General features: G+C 53.9%; 1 protein-coding gene, 2 tRNA genes and 3 rRNA genes. All 6 read left to right on the top strand.

The window, feature by feature from the left end:
* Positions 1-10: 10 nt before the first annotated feature.
* The 6 genes from IEX60_RS20985 to IEX60_RS20960 all read left to right on the top strand — a co-directional run bounded on the left by IEX60_RS20985 (position 11) and on the right by IEX60_RS20960 (position 6,653).
* Positions 11-1,532, top strand: a 16S ribosomal RNA gene (locus IEX60_RS20985).
* Between the two features lie 260 nt (positions 1,533-1,792).
* Positions 1,793-1,866 (top strand) — tRNA-Ile (locus IEX60_RS20980).
* 153 nt (positions 1,867-2,019) lie between these two features.
* Positions 2,020-2,093, top strand: a tRNA-Ala gene (locus tag IEX60_RS20975).
* Between the two features lie 194 nt (positions 2,094-2,287).
* Positions 2,288-5,176: ribosomal RNA gene (locus tag IEX60_RS20970) — 23S ribosomal RNA — on the top strand.
* 68 nt (positions 5,177-5,244) lie between these two features.
* Positions 5,245-5,356, top strand: a 5S ribosomal RNA gene (rrf, locus tag IEX60_RS20965).
* The 16S, 23S and 5S rRNA genes sit together here with 2 tRNA genes alongside, the layout of an rRNA operon.
* A 190-nt stretch (positions 5,357-5,546) precedes the next feature.
* Positions 5,547-6,653 carry a formylglycine-generating enzyme family protein gene (locus tag IEX60_RS20960; RefSeq protein ID WP_229717690.1) on the top strand — a complete coding sequence of 369 codons (1,107 nt, stop codon included), beginning with the start codon at positions 5,547-5,549 and terminating at the stop codon, positions 6,651-6,653.
* The last annotated feature ends 63 nt before the right edge of the window (positions 6,654-6,716 follow it).

Genomic DNA, 6,716 nt, shown 5'->3' with positions numbered 1-6,716 from the left:
ACTTCATTTTACAATGGAGAGTTTGATCCTGGCTCAGGATGAACGCTAGCGGCAGGCCTAATACATGCAAGTCGAACGGGATCCGCCAGCTTGCTGGCGGTGAGAGTGGCGCACGGGTGCGTAACGCGTGAGCAACCTGCCCGTCCCAGGGGGATAGCCCCTCGAAAGAGGGATTAACACCGCATGACGTTGAATCGCGGCATCGTGATTCGACCAAATATTTATAGGGGACGGATGGGCTCGCGTGGCATTAGTTAGTTGGTGGGGTAACGGCCCACCAAGACGATGATGCCTAGGGGCTCTGAGAGGAGAATCCCCCACACTGGTACTGAGACACGGACCAGACTCCTACGGGAGGCAGCAGTAAGGAATATTGGTCAATGGGCGGGAGCCTGAACCAGCCATGCCGCGTGCAGGAGGACTGCCCTATGGGTTGTAAACTGCTTTTGCGAGGGAACAAACGGCGGTACGCGTACCGTTTTGAGTGTACCTTGAGAATAAGGATCGGCTAACTCCGTGCCAGCAGCCGCGGTAATACGGAGGATCCGAGCGTTATCCGGATTTATTGGGTTTAAAGGGTGCGTAGGCGGCGTGCTAAGTCAGGGGTGAAAGACGGTGGCTCAACCATCGCAGTGCCTTTGATACTGGTGCGCTTGAATGCGGATGAGGTAGGCGGAATGTGGCAAGTAGCGGTGAAATGCATAGATATGCCACAGAACACCGATTGCGAAGGCAGCTTACCAAGGCGCGATTGACGCTGATGCACGAAAGCGTGGGGATCGAACAGGATTAGATACCCTGGTAGTCCACGCCCTAAACGATGATGACTCGGTGTCGGCGATAGAATGCCGGCGCCCAAGCGAAAGCGTTAAGTCATCCACCTGGGGAGTACGCCCGCAAGGGTGAAACTCAAAGGAATTGACGGGGGCCCGCACAAGCGGAGGAGCATGTGGTTTAATTCGATGATACGCGAGGAACCTTACCCGGGCTTGAAAGTTACTGACGCAGCCAGAGATGGCTGTTCCCTTCGGGGCAGGAAACTAGGTGCTGCATGGCTGTCGTCAGCTCGTGCCGTGAGGTGTTGGGTTAAGTCCCGCAACGAGCGCAACCCCTGTGGATAGTTGCCAGCATGTAGTGGTGGGGACTCTATCCAGACTGCCTGTGCAAACAGTGAGGAAGGCGGGGACGACGTCAAGTCATCATGGCCCTTACGTCCGGGGCTACACACGTGCTACAATGGGCGGTACAGCGGGCAGCCACCTGGCAACAGGGCGCCAATCCCGCAAAGCCGTTCACAGTTCGGATCGGGGCCTGCAACTCGGCCCCGTGAAGTTGGATTCGCTAGTAATCGCGTATCAGCAATGACGCGGTGAATACGTTCCCGGGCCTTGTACACACCGCCCGTCAAGCCATGAAAGCCGGGGGTGCCTGAAGCATGTGACCGCAAGGAGCGTGTCAGGGCAAAACTGGTAATTGGGGCTAAGTCGTAACAAGGTAGCCGTACCGGAAGGTGCGGCTGGAATACCTCCTTTCTAGAGTGTCTGAAATGACGCTCGCTGTGCGCATGTAGTATCTTTACTTTATTTTTAACAAAAGGAATNTCAGGGCAAAACTGGTAATTGGGGCTAAGTCGTAACAAGGTAGCCGTACCGGAAGGTGCGGCTGGAATACCTCCTTTCTAGAGTACTTGATTGGTACTCGTTACGCCATGAATCATCAATAGATATCTAAGGAGATAAAATAGACAGGGCACCGTTCCCTTACGCGGTGTCCCGAGAGGCGAGAGCAAGCCAGTCCCGTAGCTCAGTTGGTTAGAGCACTACACTGATAATGTAGGGGTCAGCAGTTCAAGTCTGCTCGGGACTACGGTTCAGGGGAATTAGCTCAGGTGGCTAGAGCATCCCGACCCTGGTCGGGAGGGTCAACGGGGCTTTTCGCCGGAACATGGGGAATTAGCTCAGGTGGCTGGAGCATCCCGGCCATGGTCGGGAGGGTCAACGGGGCTTTTCGCCGGAACATGGGGAATTAGCTCAGCTGGCTAGAGCACCTGCCTTGCACGCAGGGGGTCAACGGTTCGAATCCGTTATTCTCCACGGTTAGACATGTGCGGATAGCATGGGATAAGGGACAATCCGTCCCGCATCTGATGTCTGATGTGGCACATCTAATAAAGTTCTTTGACATATTGGAAGAAAACAAGAAGAGAAAGAGAAGGCAACAGCCGTTCCATACGATATTGTATGGGCGGAAAAGAGCAGATCCATGACAGCAAAAGGGTCATGGGTTGAAGAAAGTAGGAAAGGGCACACGGGGGATGCCTAGGCTCCCAGAGGCGAAGAAGGACGTGACAAGCTGCGATAAGCGCCGGGGATCGGCAAATGCGAATTGATCCGGCGGTTTCCGAATGGGGCAACCTATCCGATTGAAGATCGGATGTATAGATACGCGAACGCGCTGAACTGAAACATCTAAGTAGGCGTAGGAGGAGAAAACAACAGTGATTCCGCAAGTAGTGGCGAGCGAACGCGGATTAGCCCAAACCGGATATGTTACGGCATATTCGGGGTTGTAGGACCATGACATGGCATGCAAGCGTTAAGTGGAAACCGGAAGGGAAGCCGGTACCGCAGGGGGTGATAGTCCCGTACACGTAAGCAAATGCAGCCTAATGGTATCCTGAGTACCGCGGGGTCGGAGACGCCCTGCGGGAATCCGGCGGCACCATCCGCCAAGGCTAAATACTCCTGGGAGACCGATAGTGAACCAGTACCGTGAGGGAAAGGTGAAAAGAACCCCGAACAGGGGAGTGAAACAGAACCTGAAACCGTGTGCCTACAATCGGTCGGAGTCCGTCAGCTGACGGATGACGGCGTGCCTTTTGCATAATGAGCCTACGAGTTACACTTCACCGGCGAGGTTAACCCATTCAGTGGGGGAGCCGAAGCGAAAGCGAGTCTGAACAGGGCGTGCAGTCGGTGGAGGTAGACGCGAAACCTTGTGATCTACCCTTGGTCAGGCTGAAGGTGCCGTAACAGGTACTGGAGGGCCGAACCGATAAGCGTTGAAAAGCTTCCGGATGAACCGAGGGTAGGGGTGAAAGGCCAATCAAACTGGGAAATAGCTCGTACTCCCCGAAATGTTTTTAGGAACAGCGTGGCGCTTAGTTCCGCGGAGGTAGAGCTACCGATTGGGTGCGGGGGAGTCACATCCTACCAAATCCAGACGAACTCCGAATGCCGCGGGATATGCGCTGCAGTGAGGCTCCGGGTGCTAAGGTCCGGGGCCGAGAGGGAAAGAACCCAGACCACCGGCTAAGGTCCCCAAATACACGCTAAGTTGGACTAACGAGGTCCGGCTGCACAGACAGCTAGGATGTTGGCTTGGAAGCAGCCATCCATTTAAAGAGTGCGTAACAGCTCACTAGTCGAGCGGCCGGGCGTGGATAATGAACGGGCATCAAGCGTGTTACCGAAGCTGTGGGATCCGCCATGTGGCGGATCGGTAGGGGAGCATTCCGGCGGGGGCGAATCCGGGTCGTGAGATCCGGTGGACTTTCCGGAAAAGCAAATGTAGGCATAAGTAACGATAAGGGGGGTGGGAACCCCCCCCACCGAAAGACCAAGGTTTCCTGATCAACGCTAATCGGATCAGGGTCAGTCGGGGCCTAAGGATAAGCCGAATGGCGAATCCGATGGACAACGGGTTAATATTCCCGTACTTTTGGTTGCTGCGACGCGGGGACGGAGAAGTGACACCACCGCGCACTGACGGAATAGTGCGTTGAAGGGCGTAGGTATACGTATCCCAGGCAAATCCGGGATATGTGCTGAACCCCGATAGTACGGCAAGGCTCCGGCTGCGCCGATAGTGTGGGTAATCCTGCTTCCGAGAAAAACCGCTAAGCTCCAGGCAACCAGAACCCGTACCGTAAACCGACACAGGTGGTCGGGGTGAGAATCCTAAGGTGCTCGAGTGAATCATGGCTAAGGAACTCGGCAAAATGGCCCTGTAACTTCGGGAGAAGGGGCGCTCCGGGCAACCGGAGCCGCAGTGAAAAGGCCCAGGCGACTGTTTAACAAAAACATATGGCTTTGCGAAATCGAAAGATGATGTATAAGGCCTGACACCTGCCCGGTGCCGGAAGGTTAAGAGGGGATGTCAGGGGGTGACCCCGAAGCATTGAATCGAAGCCCCGGTAAACGGCGGCCGTAACTATAACGGTCCTAAGGTAGCGAAATTCCTTGTCGGGTAAGTTCCGACCTGCACGAATGGTGTAACGATCTGGGCGCTGTCTCAGCCATGAGCTCGGTGAAATTGTGGTACCGGTGAAGACGCCGGTTACCCGCAACGGGACGGAAAGACCCCATGAACCTTCACTACAGCTTAACATTGGGACTGGGTGCGTGATGTGTAGGATAGGCGGGAGGCATTGAAGCGGGTTCGCCAGGACCCGTGGAGCCATCCTTGAAATACCGCCCTTTGCGTATCCGGTTCCTAATCCCGAAGACTCGGGAGACACTGTTTGGTGGGTAGTTTGACTGGGGTGGTCGCCTCCAAAAAGGTAACGGAGGCTTTCAAAGGTAAGCTCAGTACGCTTGGTAACCGTACGCGGAGTGCAATGGCATAAGCTTGCTTGACTGTGAGGCATACAGGCCGGACAGGGTCGAAAGACGGACATAGTGATCCGGTGGTTCTGCATGGAAGGGCCATCGCTCAAAGGATAAAAGGTACTCTGGGGATAACAGGCTGATCTCCCCCAAGAGCTCATATCGACGGGGAGGTTTGGCACCTCGATGTCGGCTCGTCACATCCTGGGGCTGGAGAAGGTCCCAAGGGTTCGGCTGTTCGCCGATTAAAGTGGCACGCGAGCTGGGTTCAGAACGTCGCGAGACAGTTCGGTCCCTATCTGTTGCGGGCGTAGGAATATTGAGTGGGGCTGGCCTTAGTACGAGAGGACCGGGCTGGACCGACCGCTGGTGTACCAGTTATGCCGCCAGGTGTACTGCTGGGTAGCTATGTCGGGTTAGGATAAGCGCTGAAAGCATCTAAGTGCGAAACCGGCCACGAGATGAATGTTCCATTGAGGGTCCCCGCAGACTACGGGGTCGATAGGCCGCAGGTCTAAAGGTGGCGACACCAGAGCCGAGCGGTACTAATAGCCCGAAAGCTTTCTCGCGCAGAGATACGCTGTTGCCTTCTCGGTTTTCTCTTACTGTTTTCTTCCGATTATTGTCATAAAGGTATTCAGGTGCCTATATCGGCGGTGTCCACCTCTTCCCATCCCGAACAGAGCAGTTAAGCCCGCCAGAGCCGATGGTATTGCCGTAACAGGCGTGAGAGTAGGTCGGTGCCGGATTTCATTCAGGGCCCCGCTGCACCAGCAGCGGGGCTTTTTTGTTTTTATTGGACTTGGACCTGAAATCGCTTGGTTCTTTATACGGATTTCTTACACAAAGAGACTTGTAATATTAGTATTCAAATGATACCTTTAACTCTTTGTCGGGAGCTATGCCCCTGGCATGACTAAAGAAGTAAGGATAAACTATATGAACCGAAGAGGACTTCTTTCCGTGGTTGGTGTTACATACTTGCTGGCCACAGCTTGCATGAATCAATCCCAACAGCATACTTCTCAAGAAAAGGTATTGGATAAAGACAGTGCGGCTACCTGTGTATCACATGGAATTCCTTCCCGTGCTGCCGCCATTGCGGAAGCAAAGGCTACGCACAGCTTTCTCGGATCAGATGATGCGCCGATGGTGTATGTAAAGGGCGGAACTTTTCGCATGGGAACCAGTGAGTTTGAAGATGCAAGCCCGGTGCATGAGGTAACGGTGGATGGCTTTTGGATGGATGAGCACGAAGTAACCAATGCCCAATTTGCCCGTTTCGTATCGGCTACGGGTTATCAGACGGTAGCCGAACGACCGCTGGATCCCAAAGATTTTCCGAATGTGCCATTGGATGCGTTACAGCCTGGTTCTGCTGTGTTTACGCCACCGGACCATGCGGTAGGGTTGGAGAATCATCTTCAATGGTGGAAGTATGTAATGGGTGCGAGTTGGCGGCAACCAGAAGGTCCGGGAAGTAGCATCAAGGGACGGGAGAATGAGCCGGTGGTGCATATCGCCTATGAAGATGCTGCTGCTTTTGCCAAGTGGGCAGGGAAGCGCCTTCCTACAGAAGCGGAATGGGAGTTTGCTGCACGTGCCGGAAAGCCTACTAGCAAATATTATTGGGGGAATGAGTTGAAGCCTGATGGGAAGTGGTCGGCTAATGTATATCAAGGTAGTTTTCCGGTGAAGGACGTTGCAGAAGACGGATACAAAGGCATAGCTCCGGTAAAGTCTTATCCGGCCAATGCTTTTGGATTGTATGATATGGATGGTAATGTATGGGAATGGTGTTCAGACTATTACCGTCCGGATTATTATAAAAGCAGTCCTGCAAAAAATCCCAAGGGACCGAATGATAGTTACGATCCGATGGAGCCCGGCGCTGTCAAACGGGTACAACGTGGTGGATCATTCTTGTGCAACGAACAGTACTGTGAGCGATATATAGCCGGCAGTAGAGGTAAGGGGGAGATAAGCAGCGGGAGCAATAACCTTGGCTTTAGGTGTGTGAGTGACGAACCTCCTCCTAGAGAATAGGGTGGTTGAAAAATAGTTGGAGTACCTGCGGGACAGGCACTCCATACTTACTAACCCAATTGT

The organism is Parapedobacter defluvii, assembly GCF_014642075.1.
GTDB classification, from domain to species: domain Bacteria; phylum Bacteroidota; class Bacteroidia; order Sphingobacteriales; family Sphingobacteriaceae; genus Parapedobacter; species Parapedobacter defluvii.
This window is presented reverse-complemented; position numbering and strand designations above follow the sequence as displayed.

What these genes read in the sequence shown, in the direction of transcription:
- IEX60_RS20960 (WP_229717690.1), top strand. Translation starts at nt 5,547, where the DNA reads ATGAACCGAAGAGGACTTCTTTCCGTGGTTGGTGTTACATACTTGCTG.